This window comes from Streptomyces sp. x-80 (assembly GCF_046549095.1).
Taxonomy (GTDB): domain Bacteria; phylum Actinomycetota; class Actinomycetes; order Streptomycetales; family Streptomycetaceae; genus Streptomyces; species Streptomyces celluloflavus.
Genome location: NZ_JAJPWM010000008.1, coordinates 110,695 through 134,500, shown reverse-complemented (window position 1 = coordinate 134,500; position 23,806 = coordinate 110,695). Strand labels below are relative to the sequence as shown.

The 23,806-nt window shown below is 75.5% G+C and carries 23 protein-coding genes and 1 pseudogene; 15 read left to right on the top strand and 9 right to left on the bottom strand.

All coding sequences use genetic code 11. The annotated features are described in order from the left end of the window. Positions 1–79 precede the first annotated feature (79 nt). From ACLJWH_RS17860 to ACLJWH_RS17850, 3 genes are all read left to right on the top strand, one after another. A complete protein-coding gene (locus ACLJWH_RS17860; protein WP_411142715.1) occupies positions 80–928 on the top strand; it encodes a glutamate racemase in 849 nt (282 codons plus the stop codon). 129 nt (positions 929–1,057) lie between these two features. Further along, on the top strand, positions 1,058–1,684 hold the full coding sequence (locus ACLJWH_RS17855) for a hypothetical protein (protein WP_411142714.1): 627 nt from the start codon (positions 1,058–1,060) through the stop codon (positions 1,682–1,684). Positions 1,685–1,745: 61 nt separating this feature from the next. Next, positions 1,746–2,234, top strand: a complete 489-nt coding sequence (locus ACLJWH_RS17850) for an NUDIX hydrolase (protein WP_411142713.1) — start codon at positions 1,746–1,748, stop codon at positions 2,232–2,234. 85 nt (positions 2,235–2,319) lie between these two features. Here the strand turns inward: ACLJWH_RS17850 and ACLJWH_RS17845 are convergent, their stop codons facing one another. Next, complete coding sequence (locus tag ACLJWH_RS17845; RefSeq protein WP_411142712.1) at positions 2,320–2,883, bottom strand: hypothetical protein; 564 nt, start codon at positions 2,881–2,883, stop codon at positions 2,320–2,322. Positions 2,884–3,141: 258 nt separating this feature from the next. Here ACLJWH_RS17845 and ACLJWH_RS17840 point away from each other — a divergent pair, with 258 nt between their 5' ends. The 3 genes from ACLJWH_RS17840 to ACLJWH_RS17830 all read left to right on the top strand — a co-directional run bounded on the left by ACLJWH_RS17840 (position 3,142) and on the right by ACLJWH_RS17830 (position 6,591). After that, positions 3,142–3,936, top strand: a complete 795-nt coding sequence (locus ACLJWH_RS17840; RefSeq protein WP_411142711.1) for a 3-hydroxybutyrate dehydrogenase — start codon at positions 3,142–3,144, stop codon at positions 3,934–3,936. Between the two features lie 178 nt (positions 3,937–4,114). Next, positions 4,115–6,232, top strand: coding sequence for a helix-turn-helix domain-containing protein (locus ACLJWH_RS17835; RefSeq protein ID WP_411142710.1), 2,118 nt, complete (start codon positions 4,115–4,117; stop codon positions 6,230–6,232). 164 nt (positions 6,233–6,396) lie between these two features. Then, entirely contained in the window at positions 6,397–6,591 is a 195-nt protein-coding gene (locus ACLJWH_RS17830; RefSeq protein WP_411142709.1) for a CsbD family protein, read from the top strand. Between the two features lie 132 nt (positions 6,592–6,723). Here ACLJWH_RS17830 and ACLJWH_RS17825 read toward each other — a convergent pair whose 3' ends face one another. Next, on the bottom strand, positions 6,724–8,160 hold the full coding sequence (locus ACLJWH_RS17825; RefSeq protein ID WP_411142708.1) for an MFS transporter: 1,437 nt from the start codon (positions 8,158–8,160) through the stop codon (positions 6,724–6,726). 340 nt (positions 8,161–8,500) lie between these two features. On the opposite strand from ACLJWH_RS17825, the gene ACLJWH_RS17820 reads away from it, so the two are divergent. The 3 genes from ACLJWH_RS17820 (at position 8,501) to ACLJWH_RS17810 (ending at position 9,900) form a co-directional block, all read left to right on the top strand. Then, positions 8,501–8,623: a hypothetical protein gene (locus tag ACLJWH_RS17820; protein ID WP_411142707.1), complete on the top strand. Its 123-nt coding sequence runs from the start codon at positions 8,501–8,503 to the stop codon at positions 8,621–8,623. Beyond that, the gene (locus ACLJWH_RS17815) at positions 8,620–8,880 is read left to right on the top strand and encodes a hypothetical protein (RefSeq protein ID WP_411142706.1); all 261 of its coding nucleotides are present in this window, start codon (positions 8,620–8,622) and stop codon (positions 8,878–8,880) included. Before ACLJWH_RS17820 ends, ACLJWH_RS17815 begins: the two co-directional genes overlap by 4 nt. A 150-nt stretch (positions 8,881–9,030) precedes the next feature. Further along, the gene (locus ACLJWH_RS17810) at positions 9,031–9,900 is read left to right on the top strand and encodes a RibD family protein (RefSeq protein WP_411142705.1); all 870 of its coding nucleotides are present in this window, start codon (positions 9,031–9,033) and stop codon (positions 9,898–9,900) included. Positions 9,901–9,945: 45 nt separating this feature from the next. On the opposite strand, the pseudogene ACLJWH_RS17805 reads toward ACLJWH_RS17810, so the two are convergent. The 5 genes and pseudogenes from ACLJWH_RS17805 to ACLJWH_RS17785 all read right to left on the bottom strand — a co-directional run. Then, a pseudogene (locus ACLJWH_RS17805) lies at positions 9,946–10,704 on the bottom strand (lysylphosphatidylglycerol synthase transmembrane domain-containing protein); the annotation flags it as partial. A gap of 68 nt (positions 10,705–10,772) precedes the next feature. Further along, the gene (locus ACLJWH_RS17800; protein ID WP_411142704.1) at positions 10,773–11,633 is read right to left on the bottom strand and encodes a class I SAM-dependent methyltransferase; all 861 of its coding nucleotides are present in this window, start codon (positions 11,631–11,633) and stop codon (positions 10,773–10,775) included. Continuing rightward, on the bottom strand, positions 11,630–12,751 hold the full coding sequence (locus ACLJWH_RS17795; protein WP_411142703.1) for a glycosyltransferase family 4 protein: 1,122 nt from the start codon (positions 12,749–12,751) through the stop codon (positions 11,630–11,632). Before ACLJWH_RS17795 ends, ACLJWH_RS17800 begins: the two co-directional genes overlap by 4 nt. Beyond that, positions 12,748–13,146: a 6-pyruvoyl trahydropterin synthase family protein gene (locus tag ACLJWH_RS17790; RefSeq protein ID WP_411142702.1), complete on the bottom strand. Its 399-nt coding sequence runs from the start codon at positions 13,144–13,146 to the stop codon at positions 12,748–12,750. Before ACLJWH_RS17790 ends, ACLJWH_RS17795 begins: the two co-directional genes overlap by 4 nt. Before the next feature lie 3 nt (positions 13,147–13,149). Further along, positions 13,150–14,196 carry a zinc-dependent alcohol dehydrogenase gene (locus tag ACLJWH_RS17785; RefSeq protein WP_411142701.1) on the bottom strand — a complete coding sequence of 349 codons (1,047 nt, stop codon included), beginning with the start codon at positions 14,194–14,196 and terminating at the stop codon, positions 13,150–13,152. Between the two features lie 132 nt (positions 14,197–14,328). Here ACLJWH_RS17785 and ACLJWH_RS17780 point away from each other — a divergent pair, with 132 nt between their 5' ends. Next, complete coding sequence (locus ACLJWH_RS17780) at positions 14,329–15,060, top strand: CDP-alcohol phosphatidyltransferase family protein (protein ID WP_411142700.1); 732 nt, start codon at positions 14,329–14,331, stop codon at positions 15,058–15,060. 361 nt (positions 15,061–15,421) lie between these two features. On the opposite strand, the gene ACLJWH_RS17775 is transcribed toward ACLJWH_RS17780, so the two are convergent. Next, positions 15,422–17,056 carry a DEAD/DEAH box helicase gene (locus ACLJWH_RS17775; RefSeq protein ID WP_411142699.1) on the bottom strand — a complete coding sequence of 545 codons (1,635 nt, stop codon included), beginning with the start codon at positions 17,054–17,056 and terminating at the stop codon, positions 15,422–15,424. Between the two features lie 361 nt (positions 17,057–17,417). After that, positions 17,418–17,621, bottom strand: a complete 204-nt coding sequence (locus ACLJWH_RS17770) for a cold-shock protein (RefSeq protein WP_037915390.1) — start codon at positions 17,619–17,621, stop codon at positions 17,418–17,420. 365 nt (positions 17,622–17,986) lie between these two features. Between ACLJWH_RS17770 and ACLJWH_RS17765 the strand changes: the two genes are divergently transcribed. From ACLJWH_RS17765 to ACLJWH_RS17745, 5 genes are all read left to right on the top strand, one after another. Beyond that, a complete protein-coding gene (locus ACLJWH_RS17765; protein WP_411142698.1) occupies positions 17,987–19,540 on the top strand; it encodes an ATP-dependent DNA ligase in 1,554 nt (517 codons plus the stop codon). Between the two features lie 53 nt (positions 19,541–19,593). Beyond that, positions 19,594–20,124, top strand: coding sequence for an NUDIX domain-containing protein (locus tag ACLJWH_RS17760; protein WP_411142697.1), 531 nt, complete (start codon positions 19,594–19,596; stop codon positions 20,122–20,124). 10 nt (positions 20,125–20,134) lie between these two features. Continuing rightward, a complete protein-coding gene (locus ACLJWH_RS17755; protein WP_411142696.1) occupies positions 20,135–20,542 on the top strand; it encodes an STAS domain-containing protein in 408 nt (135 codons plus the stop codon). Positions 20,543–21,005: 463 nt separating this feature from the next. Beyond that, the gene (locus tag ACLJWH_RS17750) at positions 21,006–22,181 is read left to right on the top strand and encodes an NAD(P)/FAD-dependent oxidoreductase (RefSeq protein ID WP_411142695.1); all 1,176 of its coding nucleotides are present in this window, start codon (positions 21,006–21,008) and stop codon (positions 22,179–22,181) included. Between the two features lie 87 nt (positions 22,182–22,268). Beyond that, entirely contained in the window at positions 22,269–23,693 is a 1,425-nt protein-coding gene (locus tag ACLJWH_RS17745; protein ID WP_411142694.1) for a 2-oxoadipate dioxygenase/decarboxylase family protein, read from the top strand. Positions 23,694–23,806: the final 113 nt, after the last annotated feature.

Genomic DNA, 23,806 nt, shown 5'->3' with positions numbered 1-23,806 from the left:
ACGCCGTCGGCCGGCCGGGGGACCGGCGGACCACGGGCCGGTATGACAAACCGGGCGCACGGCTGAGTAGAGTGTCGGGGTGAAGATCGCGCTGATGGACTCCGGGACCGGACTGCTCGCGGCGGCCGCCGCCGTGCGGCGACTGCGGCCGGACGCCGATCTCATCCTCTCCGCCGACCCCGACAGCATGCCCTGGGGCCCGCGCACCCCCGAGGACGTCGCCACGCGCGCGCTCGCGGTCGCCCGCGCCGCCGCCGCGCACCACCCCGAAGCCCTGATCGTCGCCTGCAACACCGCCTCCGTGCACGCGCTGCCGGTGGTCCGCGCCGCGCTGGAACCGGCCGTCCCCGTCATCGGCACCGTGCCCGCCATCAAGCCCGCCGCGGCCGCCGGCGGCCCCGTCGCGATCTGGGCGACCCCCGCCACCACCGGCAGCCCCTACCAGCGGGAGCTGATCGAACGCTTCGCGGCCGGTGTGGCCGTCACCGGCGTACCGTGCCCCGGCCTCGCCGACGCCGTGGAGGCCGCGGACGACGCCGCCGTCGACGCGGCCGTCGCGGCCGCCGCCCGGCGCACCCCGCCGGACGTCCGCGCCGTCGTGCTGGGCTGCACCCACTACGAACTGGTCGCCGACCGGATCCGGGCCGCCCTCCAGCGGCCCGGCGCCCCCGAGCTCGTCCTGCACGGCTCCGCCGAGGCCGTCGCGGCCCAGGCACTGCGCCGCGTCGGCGCCGAACCGGCACCCGCCGCCGCGCCGACCGGCGGTCTGCGGGTGCTCCTCGGCGGCCGCCCGGCCCGGCTGCCCGCCGCGGCGCTCGCCTACGCGGAGGGCCGACTGCTCGCCGCCGCCGAGACCTTGGCCGGTGCGGGCGCCGACCCGGATGCCGGTACGGACACCGGTACGCCCGCCGCCGCGCTGCGCCGCTGACACCCGGGGCGCGCCCCCGAGGACGCCGCCACCGCACCCTCGGTGGCGGCCCGCACCCCGCGTCCCGGGGTGACCGACGCCTCGTCCGGAGCTCTGCCCCGGCGTGCGAAGACGCGTACGCTGCGATGCATGAGGGACCACCCCCACGAGGGGGCAGCAGCCCCCGGTACCCCCGGCGACGCCGGTCGTGACAGCGGCGCCGGCAGCGGCGCGCCCGTGGTGCGCGGCGCCCACGCGGACGTTCCCGAGGTGTGGCACGGCAGCGCCACCAACCGCGTGCAGTGGCTGCTGGCCGCCGTGGGCGCCGCCTGCCTGGCGCTGGGCGTCCAGCTCGCCGTCGAGAGCACCTGGACCTCCGGCCTCGCGCCCCTGGCGATGGCCGTGGTCGGCTGTGTCGCGGCCGGTCTGCTGGTGATCTTCGGCACGCTCGCCTTCGTCCATGTCGCGGTGCGCGTCGAAGAGGACCATCTGGAGGTCCGCTGCGGCCACATAGGAGTACCGCGCCGCCGGATCCCCCTCGACCATGTCGTCGGCGCCGACTTCGCCCCCCAGGTCACCCCCCGGCACTGGGGCGGCTGGGGCTACCGCTGGCGCCCCGAACAGGGCACCGCCGTCGTCGTACGCCGCGGTGAGGGCCTGGTGCTCCGGCTGGGCGACGGCCGCACGTTCACCGTCACCGTCGACGACGCCGAGGGCGCCGTCCGCTGTATCCGCGGCCGGCTGAGCCTGCGCGGCGGGAGCCGGACCGGCGCCTGAGCGGCCGGCCGCCGCCCGTGCGCGCCCGGGACCTGCGGGATCGTCCCTTAGGGTTCCCGGCATGGCTACCCCCGACTTCATCCATGACCTGCGGACCTCCATCGGCCAACAGCTCCTGTGGCTGCCGGGGGTCAGCGCGGTCGTCTTCGACGACGCGGGCCGGGTCCTGCTGGGCAAGCGGGCGGACACCGGCGGCTGGTCGGTGATCGGCGGCATCCCCGAGCCCGGCGAGCAGCCGGCCGAGACCGCGGTGCGCGAGGTCTACGAGGAGACGGCGGTGCGGGTCGTGCCCGAGCGCGTCGTCCTCGTCGAGGCCATGCCGCCGGTCCGCTACCCCAACGGCGACCGGTGCCAGTTCATGGACGTCACGCTGCGCTGCCGCGCGACCGGCGGCACGGCCCGGGTCAACGACGACGAATCGCTGGACGTGGGCTGGTTCGCGGTGGACGACCTGCCGGCGGTCCACGACTACGCGCTGACCCGGATCGAGCGGGCGCTTCAGGACGGGCCCACCTGGTTCCGCGGGATGGGGGAGGACCCCCGGCCCTGAGGCGCGCGCCCGCCTCGTATTACGGGACAGCCCTTGGCGCGCGGGCCGCTCCCGCCGCCCGGCCGCGGGCCCGCGCGAGCCGCCGCTACAACTCCTCGGTCGACGGTTCGCCCACCGGGCCGGTGGGGTCGCCGGGCAGGCTGGGCAGCCGGGAGGAGTCGGGGCCGTCCGACGGGCCGGGGCCGGTGTCCGGGTCCGACGGGTACTCGGTGTGCATCTCCCGGTCGTCCTTGCGGCAGGAGCTGAGCCAGGTGCCGGCCGGACCGCTCTCGTACCGGCAGGCCCACCCCCGTACGGCCAGCGCGCCCTGGTCCCCGCCGGTCCGCCGCGGCGCCCGCAGGAAGAACTCGGTCATCACACCGTGGGCCTCCGCGCAGTCCACCGTGCCGCCGGCGCCCGGGTCCGCGAAGAGCGCGGCGCTCCGGCCCGCGCCCAGCGCGTCCGGGATCTCACCGCACTCCACGGACTGCCCGGGGACGGCGGGGGAGGTGGCCGACGTACCCGGCGAGGGGGCGCGGTCCGGTCCGCCGGTCCCCGTACCGGCGGTGGACGACGCGGCGGTGGAGGTGGCCCCGTTGCCGTCGCCGCTCCCGCATCCGGCGGCGGCGAGGGCGAGCAGCACGATCGGTACGGCGATCAGCCGGCGCATGGTCGGACCTCCTTGTGGCGGCGGTGCGCAGGCGGCGCGCTGCGTCGTCTGACGCTAGGAGCCCGGCGGGGGCGCGGCGATCCGGGGCGGCCGTTCGGGTGAGCGGGCGAGGCGCGGGGAGCGCGGGTGCGGTGGGCGGTGCGGACGGGCGTGGCAGCCGTCGCCCGCGGCGGGCGTGCGCGGCCGCCATATCACCGGGGCCAAGTGTGGGGCGGTGACACATCGGTGCCGCTCCCCGGGGCTGCCTAAGGTGCGGGTATGACCGCGATCGGCACCCCAGGCCCGGTATCCCTCGACCTCGCGGGCCGCACCGCACTCGTCACCGGCGCCGCCGGCGGCATCGGACGCGCCTGCGCGCTGCGACTGGCGGCGGCCGGCGCCGTGGTGCGCGCCGTGGACCGGGACGCGGCCGGCCTCGACGGCCTCCTGGACGCGCTGCCGGCCGGCACCCCCGGCGGCATCGAACCGCACCCGCTCGACCTCACCGACCTGACCGCCGCGGAACGGGCGGCCGCGGGCAGCGATGTGCTGGTCAACAACGCGGGCCTGCAACTCGTCCGCCCCATCGAGGAGTTCCCGCCCGAGGCGTTCCACGAGGTGCTGACCGTCATGCTGGAGGCGCCCTTCCGGCTGCTGCGCGGCGCACTGCCGCACATGTACGGGCAGGGCTGGGGCCGCATCGTCAACATCTCGTCTGTGCACGGCCTGCGGGCGTCCCCCTTCAAGTCCGCGTACGTCGCCGCCAAGCACGGCCTGGAGGGGCTGTCGAAGACCGCCGCCCTGGAGGGCGCCCCGCACGGCGTCACCTCCAACTGCGTCAATCCCGCATATGTCCGCACCCCGCTCGTCGAACGGCAGATCGCCGACCAGGCCGCCGCGCACGGCATCCCCGAGGACCGCGTACTGGCCGACATCCTGCTCGCCGACTCGGCGCTCAAGCGGCTGCTCGAACCCGAAGAGGTCGCCGAGGCCGTCGCCTATCTCTGCACCCCCCAGGCGTCCTTCGTCACCGGTACCTCGCTCGCCCTCGACGGCGGCTGGACCGCGCACTGAGCGCGCGGCGCGGGACGGCCGTACGGCGGTGCGCCCCGCGAGGGCGGCCGCGCTTCCCGGGGCGCCGGTGTCCGGTGGCGGGCGGGTGGCGCGCCGCTCCGAGGCGGCGGCGTACGGGACGGCACGCGAGGCGGTGGAGGCTGGTGTGTCACGTCGTACCGGAGGTATCCCTGTGACCATGTCCAGCGAACATCCGATACCCGAGCGCGCTCCCGGACCGGCACCGACGGCAACCACCGCCGCGCCCATGGCAACGCCCCCGCCGCCCGACGAGCCGGCCGAGACCCCCTTCCTCCGGCTGCTGGCCACCGGCGCGTCCGCCGAGGACTTCGAACGGGCGGTGCTGCGCGCCCGCGCCGAGGGCGCACCCGCCGGGCGGCTCGCCGCCCTGGAGCGGGCCAAGCTCCTCGCCCTGCGGGTACGGACCGAACTGGAGGGCCGGCGGCGGCGCGAGGCCGAACTGTCCGCGCTCTACGCGACCGTCCACGACCTCGCCGGACTGCGCGACCTCGACGCCGTACTGCGCGCGATCGTGCGCCGGGCCCGCTCCCTCCTGGGCACCGAGGCCGCCTATCTGACCCTCCACGACCCGTCGGCGGGCGATACGTACATGCGGGTCACCGACGGTTCGGTGTCCGCGCGGTTCCAGCAGCTGCGGCTCGGCATGGGGGAGGGGCTCGGCGGCCTCGTCGCCCAGACCGCCCGCCCGTACGTCACCGACAGCTACTTCCACGACGAGCGGTTCCGGCACACCCGCACCATCGACACCGGTGTCCAGGACGAGGGGCTGGTGGCGATCCTCGGGGTGCCGCTGATGCTCGGCAGCGGCGTGATCGGTGTGCTCTTCGCCGCCGACCGGCGGGAGCGGGTCTTCGAACACGGCCAGATAGCGCTGCTCGCCGCGCACGCGGCACACGCCGCCGTCGCCATCGACACCGCCAACCTCCTCGCCGAGACCCGCAAGACGCTCACCGAACTGGAGGCCGCGAACGAGATCATCCGCGACCGCAGCGCGGTCATCGAGCGCGCGTCGGACATCCACGACCGGCTGACCGAACTGGTACTGCGCGGCGGCGGGGTCCAGGACGTCGCGGACGCGGTGGCCGAAGTGCTCCGTGGCGAGGTGGAGTTCGCCGGTCCCGGCCGGGCGCCGGCCGCCGCCCTGGACCGCTCCCGCGCCGACGGCCACGCCGTACGGGACGGTACGGACTGGGTCGCGGCGGTGTCGGCGGGCGGCGAGGTGCTGGGCGCCCTCGTCCTGCGCGGCCATCCGGTGCTGGACCCCGTGGACCAGCGGACCCTGGAGCGCGCCGCGATGGTCACCTCCCTGCTGCTGCTCGCCCGGCGGAGCGCGGGCGAGGCCGAACAGCGGGTGCGGGGCGAACTGCTGGACGACCTCCTCGACGCCGCCGGCCGCGACCCGCGGCTGCTGCGCGAGCGCGCGGCCCGGGTCGGCGCGAACCTCGACGCGCCGCATATCGTCCTCGCGGCGCGCATCGAAGGCCCGCCGGGCACGCGCACCGACGGCCCGCAGGCGGCGGACACCCCCGCCGGGGCGGCGCCACCCGCCCCCGCCCCGGCTCCCGCGCCCGCTCCCGCCCCGGCGGCTGCCGCCCGTAGCGGTGCCGCATGCGACGCCGCGGGCCCCGTCGCCGGCGCCGACCGGCAGCGCCTGTGGTCGGCGGCCTCGCATCTCGCCGCCACCCGCCGCGGACTGGCCGCCGTACGGGACGGGGGCGCGGTCCTGCTGCTGCCGCTCGGCCCCGGGGACGATCCGGCGCAGGCCGCCCGGGAGGCCGCGGGACGCCTCGGCGCCGCCCTCCACGTACCCGTCACGGTCGGCGGCTCGGCGCCCGTGACGGCCCCCGCCGCCCGCCCCGCCGCGGTCGCCGACGCGTACGCGGAGGCCAGACGCTGCCGGGAGGCGTTGCGGGTGCTGGGCCGCGGCGGGCAGGGCGCGGCCGCCGCCGACTTCGGGTTCCTCGGCCTGCTGCTCGCCGACACCCGCGATGTGGACGGGTTCGTGCACCGCACGCTCGGCGCGGTCACCGACTACGACGCGCGCCGCGGTACGGATCTGCTGCGCACCCTGAGCGCCTATTTCGCGAGCGGGATGAGCCCGGCCCGCACCAAGGACGAACTGCACGTCCATGTGAACACCGTCGCCCAGCGGCTGGAGCGGGTGGGCCGCCTGCTGGGCCCCGACTGGCAGTCCCCGGCCCGCGCGCTGGAGATCCAGCTCGCGCTGCGGCTGCACCAGCTCTCCGCCGCGGTCGTCCGCCCGCCGGGGGCGTGACGGGGGCGGGGCGCCACGCGCGGCGCCCCGGGGCCGACGCACCACCGGGGCGGCGCCCGTGGCCGGTGAACCGGTAGCCCCCTCCGGGTGCGGACCGTGCCGATCTGCGGCAGCGTGGGCCACGGCTACAGACCGACCCTCCCCACCGGACGAAGGAGTTCGCCATGGGTGACGACAGGACCATGGGCAAGATGAAGGGCAAGGCCAAAGAGGCGGCGGGCAAGGCCACCGGCGACGACCGGATGGCGGCCGAGGGCCGCACCGACCAGGCCAAGGCCAAGGCCAAGGACACGGTGGAGAACGCCAAGGACAAGGCCGCCGGGGTGAAGGACTCGCTGCGGGGCAAGGGCAAGTCCTGACCCCGGCCGGCACCCGGGTGCTCTGGCGGGGTGCCAGGACGGGCGTCCCCTACGGGTGCCCGCACCGGCGCGCCTGCTCCCCGGCCGGGCCCTGACCGGCGCGGCCGGGACGCGGCCGCGCCGCGGTGCGCCTCAGGCCCGCCGGGCACCGCCCGCCGCGCTCTCCTCACCGGCCGCCGCGGTGTCGCCGGCCCCCGCACCCGTGTCCCCGGCCGGATCCGGCGCCCCGTCCGGCCGTGCGGCGTCGGCCGCGCCGAGATCGCGGTTGCGGGTCTCCTTCGCCACGCCCACCGCGATCAGCGTGAGCACCGCGGCGAGGACGACGTACAGGGCGATGGGCGTCGGGCTGTCGAAGTCGGCGAGCAGCGCGGTCGCGATGAGCGGGGCGGGCGCACCGGCCGCGACCGACGAGAACTGGGCGCCGATCGACGCGCCCGAGTACCGCATCCGCGTCGCGAACATCTCCGCGAAGAACGCCGCCTGCGGCGCGTACATCGCCCCGTGGAAGACCAGCCCGACGCTCACCGCGAGCAGCAGCGGTCCGAAGTCGGCGGAGTCCACCAGCGCGAAGAACGGGAACGCCCAGACGGCCACCCCGACCGCGCCCAGCAGATACACGGGCCGGCGGCCGATCCGGTCCGACAGGGCGCCCCAGGCGGGGATGACCGCGAAGTGCAGCGCGGAGGCGATCAGCACCGCGTTCAGGGCGGTCTGCCGGGACAGGCCGGTGTGCGTGGTGGCGTAGACGAGGACGAAGGCCGTGATGACGTAGTACGAGATGTTCTCGGCCATCCGGGCGCCCATCGCGATCAGCACGTCCCGCCAGTGGTACTTCAGGACGGCGACCAGCGGCATCCTCTCCACCGCCGCGCCCTCGGCCCGGCGCGACTCCGCGCTCGCCAACGCGGCCTTGAACACCGGCGATTCATCCACGGACAGCCGGATCCACAGTCCCAGGAGCACCAGCACCCCGGAGAGCAGGAACGGCACCCGCCAGCCCCAGGAGACGAACTCCGCGTCCGACAGCAGTGCGGTCAGCGCCGACAGCACACCGGTGGCGAGCAACTGCCCGGCGGGCGCACCGGTCTGCGGCCAGGACGCCCAGAACCCGCGCCGCCGCGCATCGCCGTGCTCCGACACCAGCAGCACCGCGCCGCCCCACTCACCGCCCAGCGCGAACCCCTGGATCAGCCGCAGCACGGTCAGCAGCACGGGCGCCGCCGTGCCGACCGTCGCATGCGTGGGCAGCAGTCCGATCGCGAAGGTCGCCCCGCCCATCATCAACAGGCTCAGCACCAGCAGCTTCTTCCGGCCCAGCCGGTCGCCGTAGTGACCGAAGACCAGCGCCCCGAGGGGACGCGCGGCGAAGCCGACCGCGTAGGTCAGGAACGACAGCAGGGTGCCGACGAGCGGGTCGGAGCCGGGAAAGAACAGCTTGTTGAAGACGAGCGCGGCGGCGGAACCGTAGAGAAAGAAGTCGTACCACTCGACGGTGGTGCCGATGAGGCTCGCGGCGACAATGCGCTTGAGCGAGCCAGGAGTTGGGGGCGCGGATGCCGAGGCGGCCATGGTCACCACTTCCGGGGGCAGGGGCGGATCAGGTGTCGCCACACCGTAGGAATGCGCAGGTCAGACCGATATGGCGCGTATCCCCACAGTTGCGGGGCGAGAGATGTGCGCGGCCGCCATCAGCGTGGCCGCCGGGGTGCGTGACGTCCGCCCGAGGGCACGAATCCGTTGCTGTGAGGGGTGTGCTGTGGCGGGCGTTCGGCGGTGTGATGCCGACTCCCTGCGGAGGGTGGTGCCGGACGCCCGCGGAGACTCCGGTGGGTTCTGTCCGGCCTCTTCAGACCGTTCGCGGCCTCGACGGCGGCCTGGCCGGTGGCGTCGGGCCGGTGAGGACCGGAGCGTGCTTGCCGATGTGGGGTGGCGCGAGGAGGACGGCCGGTGGCTGGTGCGGGAACGGCGGGTGACCCGGGACGATCTGTCCGCGGCCGGGGCGTCGGCGGGAGCGGGCGGGCGGCACCGGTGACCGCGCCGTCCCCCGAGCCGCTGCCGCTGGAGCTGCGATGGGGATACTTCTCCGTGCGCCGGACCCGCGCGGTGAACACCGGGGACTTCGACACCTGCCGGGACACCTCCGCACCGGACGCGGAGTTCCGGATCGCCGGGCGGCCCGGCCCGTCGCGCGGGGCGGCGGCACTCTCCCTCGGCATCGCCGGCCACAGTGCCGACGAGCGCCGGCACTTGCTCGCGCCGGGGGTGGCGGAGTACACCGGCTCGGGGTGATCGGGTGGCCGTCACTGTCGTTGCGGGAAAGGGACGACGGGGCGATCGCCCACCTGGTCGCCGCGTTCACCAAGTACCAGGCCCTGCCCGGCGGGTAGACATGGGCACGGGCCGGCGGGCGCCGACCGCAGCCACCGACGAAAGGCCACCATGCCACGAGAACTCGACGCCGACCGTGCCTGGGGCCGGTTGCTGTCCGTACGGACCACACAGGACGCCGAGCGGGCCGGACTCGCCCGTGGGCCGGAAGGGGAGTGGCGGTGGACGGAGGACGCCACACCCGAGGCGACGCTGCTGGCCCACCGCTACCTCCCGCTGTGTCTGGCGGGCCCGCGCTGCGTGTTCGCCCAACTCGGGCAGAGCGTGGACGGGTTCATCGCGACGCGCACCGGTGACGCGGTGTATGTCACGGGGGAGGAGGACCGCCGCCATCTGCACCGGTTGCGGGCCCTGGCCGACGCCGTGGTCGTCGGGGCCGGCACGGTCGTCGCGGACGATCCCCGGCTGACCGTACGCGCCTGCGCGGGCGACAGTCCGCCCCGGGTGGTCCTGGACCGCAGCGGGCGGGTGCCGCCGGACCGGGGCGTGTTCACCGACGGCGCCGCGCCGACCCTGTGGGTCCGGGGAGCCGGAAGCGGCGCGCCCCGGCCCCGTCGGGACGGCGTCGAGATCCTCGACGTGCCGGGCGACGGCGAGCGCTTCGCGCCGCCGCGGCTGCTGGGCGCGCTCGCCGAGCGGTCCCTGGGCCGGGTCCTGATCGAGGGCGGCGGCGTCACCGTCTCCCGCTTTCTGACGGCCGGCGTCCTGGACCGGCTCTACGTCACTGTCGCACCCGTGATCCTGGGTGAGGGCATACCCGGACTGCGCTTCCCCGGACCGGACCGGATGAGTGGAGCGCTACGGGCCCCGGTGCGCCGTTTCGCACTCGGGGAGGACACGCTCCTGGAGTTCGAGCTCCGTACCGGCCGGGCGGGGGCGGGCCTGCCGCAGGAGCAGCACCCCGGCGCCGGGCAGGCTTGAGACGAAGGCGAGCACCCCGTAGACCACGGAGACGGCCAGGCCGTGTTCGGCGCTCAGCCCGGCAGAGTTGAACGCCAGCGCCAGGACGCCTTCCCGTGGCCCCCACCCGCCGATGTTCACCGGCAGCGCCATCGCCAACAGCGCCAGCAGGAACAGCGGCACCAACTGGGCCACCGGCGCCCGGGTGCCCGTCACGCGCGCCGCGACCAGGAACATGCCGAGGTGTCCGGCGAGCACCGCCAGGGACAGGCCCGCCACCGCCGGCCAGGTGTCGCGGGCGAGCAGACCCAGCCGGAGGTCCGTACGGGCGGCGGACAGCGCGCGCCGTAGCCGGGCCGCGTACCGCCCCCAACGGGCCGCCGCCACCAGGGCGATGACCGCCGCACCCAGGACTGCCGCGACGACGAGGAGGAGCAGGCCCAGCGGGGCGCCGCGGCCGTGCCGGAAGAGGGAGGGTTCGGCCAGCAGGGCGGTGCCGCCGACGGCGATCAGCGCCACCTGGCCCGCGGTCCGTTCGAGGACCACCGCGCGCACGCCGCGGCCGAGGTCACCGGAGTCCTTGCCGTGTTGCACGGCCCGGTGGACGTCGCCGAGCACCCCGCCGGGAAGTGCCGCGTTGAGGAACACCGCGCGGTAGTAGTCCGCGACGGCGGCGCGCAGCGGGAGCCGCAGGCCCAGCCGGCCCGCGACCAAGCGCCAGCGCTGGGCGCTGAGGACGGTGGTGCCCAGGCCGATGGCGAGCGCGAGGAGCAGCGTCGCGGCATCGACGGAGCGCAGGGCGGCGAGGGACGCACCGGTGCCCATCCGCCAGAGCACCACCAGGAGGATGCCGAGCCCGATGAGCACGCGGGCCACCGCCCAGACCCGCCGGTTCATGCGGGTGCCCCGCCCGGCGCCGCCGGGAGCGCCAGCAGATCGCTGTGGTGCACCACGGCGCGCAACCCGCCCGCCGTACAGGACCGCAGACGACGCCGCAGATAGGCGTCGGCGCGGGGACCCAGCTCCGGCCGCTGCTCGACGGCCGCGGCCACCCACTCGGTCAGCCACCGCCTCAGCAGCACCTCCTGTCCGGCGCCGAGCCGCCAGGGGCTGGGCCGGGACCACACCTGAGCGCCCCGCAGGCGGAACACCCGGGCGGCGGCGTCGGCGGCGTCCGGGCCGAGCAGGTGGCGGCTGCCGTGGACCCGGCGCTGGTGGGCGTTGAACGCGGCGGTCAGCTCGGTGTCGAGAGGGTCGGCCGGATCGAGGCCGACCCGCCCCACGACGGAGAGGGCCAGCAGCGCCGGGCACCGGGCCCGCACGCACGCCGTGGCGAACGCGTCCACCTCGTCCGCGGTGAGCAGGTCCAGCAGGGCGGAGGCGGTGACCAGGGAGACGCCGTCGAGGTCGGCCGCGCGCAGCTGTGTGACGTCGCCCTGCCGGGTGCGGACCGTGACGGGACTGCCGTCGGCGGCGGTGTCCGGCATCCCGGCGGCGGCCAGCCGAAGCAGCTCGGGGTCGCGGTCGTGCAGGACCCAGTGCTGCGGTCCGGGCAGCCGGGCGGCGAGCCAGCGCCCCATGGAACCGGTGCCGCAGCCGAGGTCGTGGACCACCGTCCGGCCGGTGGCGGACGGTGCCCGCGCCAGATGGGCGGTGAGCGGGGCGAGCAGATCTCGGGAGCGGGCCCGTGCGTCGGCCGGTTCGCGCAACTCCAGCCACTCGGCGGCGTATCGGACCTGGTCTGCCGTGCTCACGCGGTTCTCCCTGGCTGCCGGCCGAGCCGTGCCAGTACACCGGCGAGGCTCTCCGCTGTCGTCTGCCATCCCGCCAACCCCGCACGGCGCAGCCGCGCCGACGCCCTCAGCCGGTCGCGCAGCGCGGCGTCCGCAAGCCACCGGCGCAGCGCCGCGGCCAGGGCCTCGGGGTCATCGGGGGGCACCAGGATGCCGGGCAGGCTGCCGTCCGGCGCGTGTCCCAGGGCGTCCGGGACACCGCCGACGGCCGTTGCCACCACGGGAGTTCCGCGGGCGAGCGCCTCGGTGACGACCATGCCGTAGGTCTCCGCGCGGGAGGCCAGCACGGCGAGGTCGGCGGCGGCGTAGGTGCGGTGGAGGTCCGCGCCGGTCCGCGGGCCGAGCAGCCGTACCCGGCCGGTGAGGCCGGACCGTGCGACCGTGTCGCGCAGGTGCGCGCAGCGGTGGGGGTCGGGGCCCGGCGCTCCGGCGAACTCGCACTCCCAGGGCAGGTCGGTGAGGCCGGCGAGTGCCCGGAGGAGCAGGTCGTGTCCCTTCCGGGGGGTCAGCGATGCCACGCACAGCAGCCGGGAGGCGCCGTCGGTGCCGGGTGCGAGGGGCGCGGGGTCGGTGCCCGGCGGGGCGAGGTGGACGCGGCTCGGGTCGATGCCATGGTGCGCGGTCAGCCGGCGGGCCGTCCAGGGGCTGGTGGCCACGACCGTGTCCGCGGCGCGCAGGGTCCGCCGCTCCCGCTCGTCGAGGCGGGCGGCGGTGGCCGGCGGCAGCCCGGTCTCGTCGGCCAGCGGCAGATGCACCACGACGGCCGACCGCAGCCGGCCGGACTGCGGGACGACGGCCTCGGGTGCGCCGCAGGCGACCAGGCCGTCGAGGAGGACGACGGAGGCGTCGGGCAGGGCGGCGAGCGTACGGGCAAGCCGCGTGCGGGCCGCTTCGTCCGGCTGCGGCCAGGAACCCGGCAGAGCGGTCTCGTGCACGGTCCAGCCCGCCGCCGCGAGGCCCCGGCACACCTTGCGGTCGTAGACGTTGCCGCCGCTGGGGGCGGCCGGGTCGTCGACACCGCCGGGGAGTACGACGTGCACCCGGCCCGGGGCCGCCGTGGTGGTGCCGGCCTGGCTCACAGCGCGCGCTCGTACGTCGCCCATGCGATATGCGATTCGTGCAGGGTCACGGAGATGCCGGACAGTGCGCGCGCCCCTTCGCCCAGGGCACCGGAGTGCACCTGGTCGGCGAGCCGGTCGGCGATGACCTTGGCGAGGAACTCCGTGGAGGTGTTGACGCCCTCGAAGGCGGGCTGGTCGTCGAGATTGCGGTAGTTGAACTCGCCGAGGACCGCTTCGAGTTCCCGGGTGGCCAGGCCGATGTCGACGACGATGTTGTCGGCGTCGAGGGTGGTGCGACGGAAGGTCGCGTCCACGGTGAAGGTCGCGCCGTGCAGCCGCTGTGCGGGCCCGAAGACCTCGCCGCGGAAGCTGTGGGCGACCATGAAGTGGTTGCGGACGGTGATGCTGAACAACGGTCATCCTCCATGGAGTCCGGTTTCCGCCCGGCCTTCGGGTGTGTTCGGCCCGCCCGTCCGGACCTCGTCGGCGGCGGGGTACTCGATCAGTTGGCACAGGGCCGGGTGGCTGTTCTCGGCCAGTCCGGGCATGACCCGCGGCAGTTCTTCGAAGGTGCACCGCTCGGTGAGCAGCACGTCGAAGGCCGGGTCCGCGAGCAACTCCAGGGCGAGGGCGAGCCGGTCGGCGAAGGTGCGGCGGGACCGGCGGGCCGGGGAGACGGCGCCCACCTGGCTGCTGCGTACGGTCAGGCGGCGGGAGTGGAAGGACTCGCCCAGCGGCAGGCTGATCCGCCGGTCGCCGTACCAGCTGAGTTCGATCACCTCCCCTTCCGGCGCCAGGAGTTCGAGCGAGCGGGCGAGTCCGGCCTCGGTGGCGCTGGTGTGGAAGACCAGGTCGCGTTCGGCGTCGGCCTCCTCGGGCGGGGCGAAGCCGACGCCGAAGGCCCTGGCGATCCCGGCTCGGGCGGGATCGGTGTCGACCAGTTGCACCCGGACCGCTGGATACCGGGAGAGCACCGCCGCGACGCAGCAGCCGACCATCCCGGCCCCGACCACCGCGATCCGGTCGCCGGCCAACGGTGCCGCGTCCCACAGGGCGTTGACCGCGGTCTCCACCGTGCCGGCCAGTACGGCGCGGGCGGGGGGCACGGTGTCCGGTACGACGGTCACCGCGCCGGCGGGGACGACATAGCGGGTCTGGTGCGGGTACAGACTGAAGACGGTACGGCCGAGCAGGTCCGGCGGTCCCTGTTCGACGACGCCGACGTTGAGGTACCCGTATTTGACCGGTGCGGGGAAGTCGCCCTCCTGGAACGGCGCCCGCATGGCCGTGCGCTGGCTCTCGGGCACCTCGCCGCGGAAGACCAGGGTCTCGGTGCCGCGGCTGATTCCGGAGTACAGGGTGCGGACCATGACGTCGCCAACACCGGGGCCGGGCAGGGGAACCGTCCGGATCTCGCCCCGGCCGGGTGCCCGGAGCCAGAACGCGCGTGCCGTGTGCTGCATGGTGACCTCCGTGGCGGCGGGGCGGTACGTCATCGTTCCCGGGCGGGAACGGGCAGTGGTCCCCGGAACCCAGCGGGCACGCGGTTACGCTGAGGCGCGCCGATTCACTTTGCCACACTGTAAGGAGACGTGGTGGCAGCACAAGATCTCAGCAGCACATGCCAGTTCAGCCAGGAGTTGACCATCGGAGTGGGCGCCCAGTTCGCCCTGCTGGCGCTGCTGTGGGTCGGGGTGGGACTGGGGCCGGCCGGCTGGCTGGTCGGTGCGGCGTTCGCCGCCGCCACCTGGGTGGTTCTGGTGCTGTCGCTGCGCAGGACGTGGTCGCGGCCGCTGGGGCCGGCGAACCGCGTCACGCTGGCGCGGACCGGGCTGGTGTGCGGGGTGACGGCGCTGGCGGCGAGCGCCGTGGCGGACTGGCGGACGCTCACCGTGGCGTCCATGGTCGTACTCGCCTCGGTGGCGCTGGTCATGGACGCGGTCGACGGCCGGGTGGCGCGGCGCACCGGATCGGCCTCCGCGGTGGGCGCGCGCTTCGACATGGAGGTCGATGCCGTGCTGATCCTGGTGCTGAGCGCTTTCGTCGCGGTGTCCCAGGGCGCGTGGGTGCTGGTGATCGGCGCCATGCGCTACGCCTTCGTGGGGGCGGCCCGGCTGCTGCCGTGGCTGCGGGCGGCGCTGCCGCTGAGCTACGCCCGCAAGGCCGTGGCCGCGCTCCAGGGGATCGTCCTCGTCGTGGCGAGCGCGGGAGTCCTGCCGCCGGTGGCCACCAGGCTGCTGCTCGGACTGTCGCTGGCCGCCCTTGTGTGGTCGTTCGGGCGGGACGTCGTGTGGCTGTGGCGGTTCAGGCCGCGTCAAGCGGCATGAGGCCGGACCAGGCCACGCGCTTCGGTCGATTGCGGTTGACCTCGTTCCCGTTGTTCCCCCTTGTTCCCTTTTGACGTAAGCGCAACGCCTTCTACGGCGACATCCAGGTCGTCCCGCACGTCACCGACGAGCAGGCGGCGTCCTGCGGCACCGCGCTCCGCAGGGATGCGCAGGTCACCGGCCCATGCGGGGGCACACCACAGTCCGGCCTCCGGGCCTGCGCGCGGTAACCATGCCGGAAGCCGGAAGCCGGAAGCCGGGCGGTCGCGGACAGCCGACGGCCCCCGCTCGCCGGGCGAGCGGGGGCCGAGGGCGGAGAGACCGGCTGCCCGCCGGACCCTCCTTCCGCATACTTCCTCGGTTACGAGGCTTCCTTGCGCGGCGCCGCCTGGCGGCGGGACGCCGTACGGTCTCCGTTGCCCGAACGGGCGGCCCCGCGCTCGCCGTTCGCCGAGCGGGAGCCCCCGCCCGTGCGCTCGCCGTTCGCCGAGCGGCGCGCCTGGGCCGGGCGGCTGCGGCGGCCGCGGGACGACGACGCGCTGCGCTTGGGGCGCTCGACGACGGGTGCCGCGATGGTGACGGGGATACCGGAGGGGGCCTGGGCGCCGGTGATGCGGGTGAGTTCGGCGTCACCGGAGCGGACCTGTGCGGTCTGCGGGGTGATCCCGGCGGTGGCCATCAGCCGGGACATCTCGCGGCGCTGGTTGGGCAGCACCAGGGTGACGACGCTGCCGGACTCGCCGGCCCGCGCGGTGCGGCCGCCGCGGTGCAGGTAGTCCTTGTGGTCGGTCGGCGGATCGACGTTCACGACGAGGTCGAGGTTGTCGACGTGGATACCGCGGGCCGCGACATTGGTGGCCACCAGCACATTGACATGCCCGGACTTGAACTGCGTGAGCGTGCGGTTGCGCTGCGGCTGGGACTTGCCGCCGTGCAGCGCGGCCGCCCGGACACCGCTGGCGAGCAGGTCCTTGGTGAGGCGGTCGACGGCGTGCTTGGTGTCCAGGAACATGATCACCCGGCCGTCGCGGGCCGCGATCTCGACGGTCGTGGCGTGCTTGTCCGGACCCTGCACATGCAGGACGTGGTGCTCCATCGTGGTGACCGCGCCCGCCGACGGATCGACGGAGTGCACCACCGGGTCGGAGAGGAACCGCCGGACCAGCTTGTCGACATTCCGGTCCAGCGTGGCCGAGAACAGCATCCGCTGGCCGTCCGCGCGCACCTGGTTGAGCAGCTCGGTGACCTGCGGCATGAAGCCCATGTCGGCCATCTGGTCGGCCTCGTCCAGGACGGTGATCGCCACCTCGTCCAGACGGCAGTCGCGGCGCTCGATGAGGTCCTTGAGCCGGCCCGGCGTGGCGACGACGACCTCGACGCCGCCGCGCAGCGCACCGGCCTGGCGGCCGATGGACATACCGCCGACGACGGTCGCCAGACGCAGGTGCAGCGCCTGGGCGTAGGGGGTGAGGGCGTCGGTGACCTGCTGGGCCAGTTCGCGGGTGGGGACCAGTACCAGGGCGAGCGGCTGGCGCGGTTCGGCCCGCTGACCGGCCGTACGGGTCAGCATCGCGAGGCCGAACGCGAGCGTCTTGCCCGACCCGGTGCGGCCGCGGCCGAGGACGTCACGGCCCGCGAGGGAGTTCGGCAGCGTCGCGGCCTGGATGGGGAACGGCTCGGTCACGCCGAGCCGGGTCAGGGTGGCGAGCAGCGCGGCGGGCATGTCCAGCTCGTCGAAGGCCGCCACGGCGGGCAGTGCCGGGGTGGTGCTCACGGGCAGCGCGAACTCGCCCTGCGGGGCCGCGGCCCGCGGCCGGCGCGGTGCCTGGGAGCGGAAACGGCCGCCGCCGCCTCCGGAGCTGCTGCCACCGGAGCGGCTGCCGAAGCCACCGCCGCCGGAGCCGTTGCCGCCCGACCGGCCGGCGAAGCCACCGGAGCGGTTGCCGGAGCCGCCGGAACGGGAGTTGCGGTCATAGGAACGGGTGGTGCGGTTCATGGGGAACCTTCCTCGATACGGCGCGTGTCGAGGAAGACCCGGCGGCGCATGAGCCGCACGAAGAATCGCAAGAACGAGCCGGAAAACGGAGAGCGGTGCGGGACGGAGAGCCGTTGCGCCCGGAATCTCGGAGAACGGCCGGCGCCGGCCGCGCTGTGGCGGTCGGAAAAGCCGGACCGTGGGAGCCGGTCAGCCGTGGTCGTGCGCTGCCGGCGGGTGAGCGGACGGTCGTCGCCGCTGCCGGATGGTGCCGGGCCCATCGGGCGGCGCCCGGCGGGCCGGGGGCTCCGGAGTGCCGGAGGCCCGGGAGGGCGGGGTCCGCACCGCGAGGTGCGGCCCCCTGTCCTACTGCGGTCCCAGATCAGGCGGGGACGATGTTCTCCGCCTGGGGGCCCTTCTGGCCCTGCGTGACGTCGAAGCTGACCTTCTGGCCCTCCTGGAGCTCACGGAAGCCCTGGGTGGCGATGTTCGAGTAGTGCGCGAAGACGTCGGCGCCGCCGCCGTCCTGCTCGATGAAGCCGAAGCCCTTTTCGGCGTTGAACCACTTCACGGTGCCGGTGGCCATGTGAAATCTCTTTCGATAAGGGGAAAAACCAGGATCCGCACGGTGCGAACCCCGCGTCGCTGATGAGCCCAGCCGGAGATGACCGGCAAACAAAAATGCGCCTGCGGGTCACTGCCCGTCAGGCGCACACAAAGTCATGGGTACCAAAACTGCAACTGACATGAACGTAGCACGGATATCGCTGTGACGAGTGGTTCCGGCCCCGCGGACCGGCCCCGCGGACCGGCGGATGCGGGTGGCAGCGGCCCGCCGGGCGGCGCTCTGTGAAGGACGTCACACCCGAACCGGTCGCGGTGGACCGCCCGGCGGGCGCCGCCGGAGTACTCGCGCGGGCGGGGGCGGCGGCGCGGGGGCACGATGGCCGTATGTTGCTGGCCGAGGTCGCCCGGGTCTCCCGGGAGGTCGCCGCGGAGCCGGCGCGGTCCCGGAAGGTCTCGCTGCTGGCCGCGGTGTTCCGGGCCGCCGGGCCGCCGGACGTACCGGTGGTCATCCCGTACCTGGCCGGCCGGCTGCCGCAGGGCCGGCTCGGGGTCGGGTGGAGCGTGCTGCGCGAGCCGGTCCCGGCGGCGGTCCTGGCCGGCCTGACGGTGCACGACACCGATGCGGCGCTGACCGCCCTGGCCTCGGTCACGGGGCCCGGCGCGCAGCGCGCACGCCGGCGGCTGGTACGGGAGCTGCTGGCCGCGGCCACCGAGGAGGAGCAGCGGTTCCTGACCGCACTGCTGACCGGCGAGGTGCGCCAGGGCGCGCTGGACGCCCTCGCCGCCGAGGCGCTCGCCGAGGCGGCGCGGGTGCCCGCGGCGGACGTCCGGCGGGCGGTGATGCTCGCCGGTGACCTGCCGGAGGTCGCGCGGGCCCTGCTGGCCCGGGGGCCGGAGGCCCTGGCGGAGTTCCGGCTCACCGTCGGCAGACCCGTCGGGCCGATGCTCGCGCAGAGCGCGACGTCCGTGGCCGAGGCGCTCGGCAGGCTCGGCCCGTGCGCCGTGGAGGAGAAGCTCGACGGCATCCGGGTGCAGGTGCACCGCGACGGGCCCGGCGTACGGATCTACACCCGCACCCTGGACGAGGTCACCGACCGCCTGCCCGAGGTCGCCGCCGTCGCCCGCGGCCTCCCGGCGGCGCGGTTCATCCTGGACGGCGAGGTGATCGCCCTGGACGCCGACGGGCGGCCGGTGCCGTTCCAGCGGGTCGCCGGCCGCTTCGGGTCGCGCGTGGACGTGGCCGCGGCGCGGGCCGCGCTGCCGCTGTCCCCGGTCTTCTTCGACGTGCTGTCCGTGGCCGGCCGCGACCTGCTGGGCCTGTCCTGCGCGCAGCGCCACACCGAACTGGCCGAGCTGGTGCCCGAGCGGCTGCGGGTGCGCCGGCTGGCGGTGCCCGACCCGGCGGACGCCGCCGCGCGCACCGCGGCCGACAGCTTCTGGACCGAGGCCCTGCGCCGGGGCCACGAGGGCGTCGTGGTCAAGGCCCTGGACGCGCCCTACCGGGCGGGCCGCCGGGGCGCCTCGTGGCTCAAGGTGAAGCCGGTGCACACGCTCGATCTCGTGGTGCTGGCGGCGGAGTGGGGGCACGGCCGGCGCACCGGGAAGCTGTCCAACCTGCACCTCGGGGCGCGCGGGCCGGACGGCTCGTTCGTCATGCTGGGCAAGACCTTCAAGGGACTCACCGACGCCACCCTCGCCTGGCAGACCGAACGGCTGCGGGAACTCGCCGTCCGCGAGAGCGGCCAGGTCGTGACGGTGCGCCCGGAACTCGTCGTCGAGATCGCCTACGACGGTCTCCAGACCTCCACGCGCTACCCGGCCGGCGTCACGCTGCGCTTCGCCCGGGTCGTGCGCTACCGGCCGGACAAGACGGCGGCCGAGGCGGACACGGTGGAGACCGTACTGGCCGCCCACGCCCCGCCCGGCGCCGCCGGCTGAACCGGGGCCCGCGCCGCCCGGCGGCCCCCAGGCGGCGCGGGCACACTGAGGGCATGGCGGGAAAGCGGAGCGCCGGGCTGCTGCTGTTCCGCGGCTCCGGCGCCGGCCTGGAGGTGCTGCTGGCCCACATGGGCGGGCCGCTCTGGGCCCGGCGCGACGCGGGCGCCTGGTCCGTGCCCAAGGGCGAGTACGTCCCGCCGGAGGAACCGCTGGCCGCCGCCCGGCGGGAGTTCGCGGAGGAGCTCGGGCTGGCCGCTCCGGACGGCCCGTACCTGCCGCTGGGCGACACCCGTCAGGCGGGCGGCAAGACCGTGACGGTCTGGGCGGTCGCGGGCGATCTCGACCCGGCACGGATCGTGCCCGGCACCTTCGGCATGGAATGGCCGCGCGGCTCCGGCGCCGTGCGCCGCTTCCCCGAGATCGACCGGGTGGCGTGGTACGCCCCGGACGAGGCCCGGCCCCGGCTGGTGACCGGCCAGCGGGTCTTCCTGGACCGGCTGGCCGCGCGGCTGCGGGCGGCCAGCGGGCCCGGCCCGGGTACGCCCGCGGACCGGACCGGTGATGCGCCCGCGGACGGCGCTTAGGCTGGACGCCATGAGCTCGGAGACGCGGCCGCTGGCGGTCACCGCCATCGTGCGGGAGGAAGAGTGCGCGGTCCTGCGGGTCAGCGGGGAGCTGGACCTCCGCACCGAGCAGGCGTTTCTCGCCGAGGCACGGTCGCTCGTCTCGGCCGGCCACCGCTTCCTCGTGCTCGATCTGACCGCGCTGCGCTTCTGCGACTCACGGGGCCTGAGCTGCCTGCTCGCCCTGGAGTGGCTGTGCCGGCGCCTGGCGGGCCGGCTGCTGCTGGCGTCGCTCGGCGGACGGATGCTGCGGCTGCTGGCCGGTACGCAGTCCATCGGCGTCTTCTCCTGCTTTCCCACGGTCGGCCACGCGCTGGCCGCCGTCCCCGACGGCAGCCGCCCGTCCTGGCCGCCGGTCACCGAGGCCCCTTCCGCGTGACGGACGCCGCCGGACTCCCCGGCCGGGGAGCGTGACCGGGGCGGGCACCGAGCACCGTGGCAGCGGCCGTAGCGCCCGCGCGGCGATCTGCCGGGACGCCGCGCCCGCTGGACAGCCTGGGCCTGTCCGGGCTGTCGGGGCTGTCGTGACCGGAGTCGCCGTGGCGCTCCGGCCCGGCTCCGGCGGTGTCGGCCGCACCCCGGCACCTTTCGGCCGGAACTCCGCGGCGGATCCGTCACCCCGGCGCGGCCCGGAACCCCTGACCAGCCCCTGACCTGCCTCTGACCCGCCCCGGAAGAACCCCCGGCGGGCCACGCCGGGAACGGTGCATGGACGCGGCGCGCCCCGGCCGTCACCATCGGAGACACCGGCGCTTCCCGCACCCGCCGGGACCGATCACCCGCACCCCGCACCGCTCCGTCCGGCACCACACCCGGCACCAGCAGACCGGAAGGCGGCCCCGATGGCTCCCACCGCGGATTCCGTCCCCCTCCCCGAACAGGCCGACGTCGTGATCATCGGCGGCGGTGTCATCGGGGCGAGCATCGCGTTCCACCTGGCCGAGGCGGGCGCCGGGCAGGTGCTCCTGCTGGAGCGCGACGAACCCGCGTCCGGTTCGTCCGGCAAACCCATCGGCGGCGTCCGCGCGCAGTTCTCCGACCCGCTCAACATCCGGCTCGGCCTGCGCAGCCTGGACGCCTGGCGCGGCTTCGCCCGGCGCCCCGGCGCCGACATCGGGCTGGACCGGGTCGGCTACCTCTTCCTGCTGGCGGACGAGACCGAACTGGCCACCTTCACCCAGGGCGTCGAGGTACAGAACGCGCTCGGTGTGCCCAGCCGGATCATCTCCCCGCGCGCCGCCCGGGACCTGTGCCCGTACCTCGATCCGGGCACCATCGTCGCGGCCGCGTACTCGCCCGCCGACGGCTACGCACTGCCCGGGGCCGCGGTGGCGGGCTATCTGCGCGCCGCCCGGCGGCTGGGCGCGACCGTCCGCACCCACTGCCCGGTCACCGCCATCGACACCGCGGACGGCACCGTCCAGGCGGTCCGCACCCCGTACGGCACGGTGCGCACCCACACCGTCGTCTGCTGCGCGGGCGCCTGGTCCGGCGCCGTCGGCGCGCTGGCCGGTGTCGAACTCCCCGTCACGCCGCTGCGCCGGCAGATCGCCTTCACCGGACCGCTGCGCCCGGCCCCGCCCCGCATCCCCTTCACCCTCGACTTCGGCTCCACCCTCTACTTCCACAACGACGGCGCGGACGGCCTGCTCATGGGCCTGTCCGACCCGGCCCAGCAGCCCGGATTCGAGCGCCGGTTCACCCGTGAATGGCTACGCCCCTTCCGTACGGCGGCGGCCCGCCGGGCACCGGAACTCGCCCGTGTACCGGTCACCGGCGGCTGGGCGGGGCTGTACGAGATGACGCCCGACCGCAACGCGCTGATAGGCGAGGCCGGGCGCCCGGACCGGTTCCTGTACGCCACCGGCTTCTCCGGCCACGGATTCCTCCAGGCCCCCGCCGTCGGCGAGCTCGTCCGCGATCTCTGCCTCGGCCGGGAACCGTTCGTCGACGTCGGCCCGCTCGCCGCTTCCCGCTTCGACGGCCGGGTCAACCGCCCCGAGGCGCACATCATCTGACCCGCCCGCACCGCGGCGGCGGGTCCCCGGAGCCCCGGAGCGCGCCCGCCGCCCCCGTCCCCACCGTCCACCACCCCGGAGGCCCGTATGGTCCCCACCTGGCGGCTGCGCGCCGCGTTCGCCCGTCGGCTGTCCGAGATGTACGGCACCGAAGTCCCCGCCTACACCACGCTGCTGGAGGTGACCGGGCGGATCAACGACGAGGCCGTGGCCCGGGACCCGGACGCCGGCCGGCTCGGCGGCATCGACCGGGTGACGGCCGAACGGCACGGTGCGATCCGCGTCGGCACTCCCCGGGAACTGCGCCAGGCCGCCCAGATCTTCGCCGCGCTCGGTATGCGGCCGGTCGGCTTCTACGACCTGCGGGACGGCCCCGGCGCCGTGCCGGTCGTCTCCACCGCCTTCCGGCCGACCGGCACCGAGGAACTGGACCGCAATCCCTTCCGCGTCTTCACCTCGCTGCTGACCACCGCCGACCGCCGTTTCTTCGACGCCGGACTGGATGCCCGCCTCGACGCCTTCCTCGCCCGCCGGCAGCTCTTCCCGCCGGAACTCCTCACCCTCGCCGAACGTGCCGAGGAGCGAGCCGGGCTCCCCGAAGCACAGGCCGAACGCTTCCTCACCCTCGCAGTCGCCGCGCTCGAACTCTCCCCGGAACCCGTCGACCGCGCCTGGTACGCCGAACTGGAGCGGATCTCCGCCGTCGCGGCCGACATCGGCGGGGTGGCGGCCACCCACATCAACCACCTCACCCCGCGCGTCCTGGACATCGACGCCCTCTACCGGCGGATGGGGGAGCGCGGGATCACCATGATCGACCGGATCCAGGGACCGCCGCGCTGGGACGGCCCGGATGTCCTGCTGCGCCAGACCTCGTTCCGGGCGCTGGCCGAACCGCGGGCGTTCCGCGAGCCCGACGGCAGCGTCACCGGTGGCGCGCTGCGGGTCAGGTTCGGCGAGGTCGAGGCGCGCGGGATCGCGCTGACCCGGGCGGGCCGCGCCCGCTACGACGCGCTGATGGCCGAGACGGACCGGCAGACGGCGGAGCGGCCGGACACCGTACGGGAGGAGACGGCCCGCGCCCTGTGGGAGCGCCGCTTCCCCCGTACCGAACACCGGCTCGCCGCCGGACAGCTGGCGTACTTCACCTTCCGTCCCGAGACCGGACGGCCCGCCGACGGGCGGCGCCCGCCCGCGGACCTCGCCGGTCTCCTCGCCCAGGGCTGGCTCACCGCCCACCCCCTCGTCTACGAGGACTTCCTGCCCCGCTCCGCCGCCGGCATCTTCCGCTCCAACCTGACCGGCGACGGCACCCGCGCCGCGGACCGCACCGGCACCCCCTTCGACGCGGACCGGCTCGCCGCGGCGATCGGCCGTCCGGTGCTCGACCCGTTCGCCCTCTACGCCGCCCCGCACGACCGCTCGCTGCGCCAGGCGCTGACCACCCTGCGCGCCGACGACGCGCTCCGCGCCCTGGACGCCGCCGCACCGCCGCCGCCCGCCGACGGCTGACAACACCGCCCGCCCCGGCACCCGTTCCCCCGTACGCCCGCGCACCCACCCCCTTCCCGACGCCCCCAGGACCCCCGAGGAGAGCCTGACGGCCACTCTTCGGGAGCCACGGA